Origin of the sequence: Bacillus sp. JJ864 (assembly GCF_036963045.1) — a bacterium.
Taxonomy (GTDB): domain Bacteria; phylum Bacillota; class Bacilli; order Bacillales; family Bacillaceae_G; genus Bacillus_A; species Bacillus_A pseudomycoides_C.
Genome location: NZ_JBALLY010000199.1, coordinates 1 through 3856, shown reverse-complemented (window position 1 = coordinate 3856; position 3856 = coordinate 1). Strand labels below are relative to the sequence as shown.

The 3856-nt window shown below is 35.5% G+C and carries 3 protein-coding genes; 1 reads left to right on the top strand and 2 read right to left on the bottom strand.

The window, feature by feature from the left end; translation table 11 throughout:
* Positions 1-485 precede the first annotated feature (485 nt).
* Positions 486-1166 carry a DUF1349 domain-containing protein gene (locus V7024_RS22590; RefSeq protein ID WP_335524167.1) on the top strand — a complete coding sequence of 227 codons (681 nt, stop codon included), beginning with the start codon at positions 486-488 and terminating at the stop codon, positions 1164-1166.
* Between the two features lie 176 nt (positions 1167-1342).
* Here the strand turns inward: V7024_RS22590 and V7024_RS22585 are convergent, their stop codons facing one another.
* Both V7024_RS22585 and iscB read right to left on the bottom strand, forming a co-directional pair.
* A complete protein-coding gene (locus tag V7024_RS22585; RefSeq protein ID WP_335524165.1) occupies positions 1343-1750 on the bottom strand; it encodes a DUF2809 domain-containing protein in 408 nt (135 codons plus the stop codon).
* A 210-nt stretch (positions 1751-1960) separates the two neighbouring features.
* Positions 1961-3208, bottom strand: a complete 1248-nt coding sequence (iscB, locus tag V7024_RS22580; protein WP_335524163.1) for an RNA-guided endonuclease IscB — start codon at positions 3206-3208, stop codon at positions 1961-1963.
* Positions 3209-3856 lie beyond the last annotated feature (648 nt).

Here is a 3856-nt window from a genome sequence, read left to right as displayed (position 1 = left end):
TTAAAATTTTTTATGAAGGCCACCGAGCGAAAGCGCGGTAGAAATCTGTGTCTATTATCTTGACGTAGTATCAAAATTCTAAGCTTACATATATTAGTCATATGTACGAATACAGGTTTAAAGGTTAGTTTATATGAGATTGCTATTTTTTTGCTCTTTAATGAACTTGTACATTCTAAGATGTGAATCTTTATACTTAAAGGAATGAATTGAATAAAACAAAAAAATACCAAAGAAGTCCCCACTTCAAAAATGCGTTAGCACTTAATGGAGGCCTCTTTGGTATGCTTAGTTTTTGAAGAAATCAGGAATCTTATCTAAATGTGACCTTTTTAATTGTTGAATTATATTCTAGTGGGGATCAAAACTATTTTTAAATTGAGGTTATGGGAAGGAAAACAAAGAAGAGAATATCTCATAAAATGAAATATTTGGTAAAATCATTATGATGGTAATAATTGAGAAAAAATAGGGGGATATATTTGATGGGGTCATTAACATTATATGAAACGTTTCGAAGTGATACGATTCATCCCGATTTAAAGTGGTATTGTCAACCAGATAGTTGGAAGATAGGAAAAGGAAACATAGGCCTTATCATTGAACCGAATGAGATGACTGATTATTGGCAGAAAACTCATTATGGGTTTGCTGTGGACAATGGGCATTTTCTTTATACAGAGATGAATGAGGATGTCATTATTATGACTAGAGTACGATCACACCCTGTACATCAATATGATCAAGCGGGACTAATGGTACGCTTTTCTAAAGATTGTTGGATTAAAACATCTATTGAATACGAACCAAATGGTCCGTGTAAGCTTGGAGCAGTTGTTACAAACAATGGATACTCAGATTGGTCTACTCAAAATTATACTCAGGGGTCATTAGAGTTATATTTCCGTATTCGTAGGGAATCTAGAGATTATATCGTTGAGTTTTTGGAAGCTGAAGATGATAAAACGCTTTCGCTAAGTGAACTGATGGAACGAGAGTGGAATCAACTCCGTATTGCAAGATTAATGGAGGATATAGACGGACAAGTATTTCAATGCGGGGTATATGCATGTAGCCCACAAGGAAGAGGGTTTGTGGCCGAATTTGACTTTTTATCTATCGAAAAAGGAGTTCTGGTACCAAAAGTTATTAAAGAACAAAAATAACCAATGGTAGATTTGTGATGAAATGTTTACTCAATCGATGTGCTGAAAAATAGAAGTAAAGTATTTCATTGAACGATGTAGAATGGATATTAAATGTAATATAACAGGGGCAAATACACGGAAAAGCTAAGCTTACATGTATTTGCCATATGTGCAATGGTGGTCTAAAAATTAGTTTATATCAGTTTGCTAGGTTTTCGAATCAATACAAATAACATTTCGCTTATCACACCTATTCCAATGCCTATAGCATAAGCCAATAAGTCACTCCATAAAAAGCCATACCCTAATATTAATCCACCTAAAGTTGTTTCGCGAATATGATCTATCCAACTAGCATGATACAATTGACTGGACTCGATGATATAACAAAACACTAAGGCAAATAACGCAATAACCTTTGTTTGAGCGCTTTTAAAAATAAATCCAAAACCAATAAAGATCATTAACGCCCACAGTGCATCTCCTAAGTATGTATTCAAAATATGTGGTAACACATGAGCTATTTTTCTTGATGTTAGCCCTAATATAATTACAATGACGGTCATCATTGCGTATAGGAATCGATAGCGTTTAAATGTCATATGTAAATCTCTCCTCAAAGTATACTTTCGAAAATTAATAGATTAATGATTTGTGAATTAAAATATTGTCACGTGTTGCAAATATGTTCTTTTTATGAATGCAGTCTCATGTATCTATTTAACGTAATTCCGAAAGAAGTCCCCAACTTCAAGCTCGTGACGGGCAAGAGCCCAGCGATAAGGTGGGGACTTCTTTCGGTTAGGCATCGCCTAACTGATTTGTGAGAACTGCCAATTATTCGTATGGTGTATACGTTCTATATCTGATCTCTTCACTTGCTTATAAGATTTAGCTGAATTTTGTATATAGTGTCCATGTATATCTTGCGCATATACCATTTTCCCTGTAAATCCTGTCACAAATCCTACTTGTCCAAAAACTTTTACTTTATCACCTAAATAGATTTCGTCTACATGTGATGTATTTTTCTTATTTCGCTTTGCACTTGTATTTTTTGTTTTTCTTCCTTTTCTTGCGGTTGCTTCATGTAGGGAACGTTTTTTCTTTCTAAATTGCTTGATGCGAAATTCACCACTTTGATCATATTCTTGCAAATGTTTGGGACTGGTAATCGCAATTGCGTCATTTATATGTGTTTTGGATAAACCTAACTCTTTTCGTTTTATTGTGGTGTAACTGCCATACGTAATGTCACAATCTAAACGATTCATGATTTGTAACCGCAATATATTCATAAAAGCAGTCTCTTTATATTGTTTTGGTTTCTTAAAAACATGTTTGATTTTTCCTTGATGAAATTTTTGATGACACTCTTCATGTACCGTTACAAGGTTATTTGCCATATCCGAACCACCATTACATCGTTCAATAATATGATGCGTATGCAAGATACCACCTTTTTTCTTGCAGATTTGACACGTATAGTTATCTCTCGCAAATACGTAATATCTCGTATTCCAAAAACCAAAAGCATCTCCTTGTTGGTATTCCGTTCCTTGTATATCGGGATTTTTTAGCTTTTGTGCATCAAATTTTCCTACTTCGACAATCAGCTTTGGAGATGGTAAGAGTGACTTGAACATTTCAATCCAATGAATTTGGTTATCTACTCTGCTTTGAATGGATGGTGGCAACCATCCTTCTTTCTTTTTTCGATTGAGAAAACGAGTTTTGCGATACCTTGTTTTTCGTTGTCTTCTGCCTCTGCGTAATGTAGCTCTTAGTGTGAGATTTTCTTTGACGTCCTGACGTAACTCAACGGTTCCTTTTGTTAACACTTTGTCTCCAGTGGTAATCGCAATGCCGATATGCTTTGCTCCGCTGTCAACACCGATTGTAACGGGGTGCACCGCTTCACCTGTGGCATATTGTAATTGAATAGTAAACGGTTTGTATCCAGTAATCTTTGCTTTTCCTTGTTTGAGAAGAATCCGTGCTTTACGATGACTACAAGGCATGAGCGGTTCTCCTCGTGAATTTTTGACAAACACACACATGTTTTGTCCCTCCTAAGAGTTTGTTTCCCTTCGCCAATGTTTGTAGGTGTGGGCAACTTCTTGTACAAGAAGGCTTGTGGTTGACCGTTCCTTCCCAATCAGAACTGTTACAGAGCCACCATAGAGCCAAGAACTAGGGAATCATTCTTGGGTATGCAACCTACGAACGGAGTCCACGAAAGACTGAGGCTAGACAACCAAGGCTTTTTTCAGGCCCCCACTTCAAAACGTGTTAGCGTTTAAGTGGTGGGTAGTTGACTTGTAGTTTATATCATTCCTGTAAAGAGAGGGTTTTTGTATATTATAAGATGAATAACAATAAAGGGAAATGTTCAATCGTAGTTTATATATAGTGGATTAGCTGTATGGAATGTATAAAGGGAGTTGCTTCATTATTTTTTTCTGTGGTTTGGATTTACCTTCTATATTGAAAGAATTAGGTTTAGTTTTTATGTTCGAAATAAAGTGATATTAGAGAGTAAGGGGAGGGAGATCAATAGTTGAGGAGCATTCTGTATAAACGTGTTTATATTTCAGAATAGCCTCTTCGAAATATTTAATAATGCTTTTTTCTTTAAAAATAAGTTTCTCTTCTTCAAATAGAGCCCGTCCAAAACGAAATAATCCTTCTTGTTCTTCATGCTGAAT

Excerpts from the sequence above, each read along its gene's own strand:
- V7024_RS22585 (WP_335524165.1), bottom strand. The coding sequence starts at position 1,750 with ATGACATTTAAACGCTATCGATTCCTATACGCAATGATGACCGTCATT.
- V7024_RS22590 (WP_335524167.1), top strand. The coding sequence starts at position 486 with ATGGGGTCATTAACATTATATGAAACGTTTCGAAGTGATACGATTCAT.
- iscB (WP_335524163.1), bottom strand. The coding sequence starts at position 3,208 with ATGTGTGTGTTTGTCAAAAATTCACGAGGAGAACCGCTCATGCCTTGT.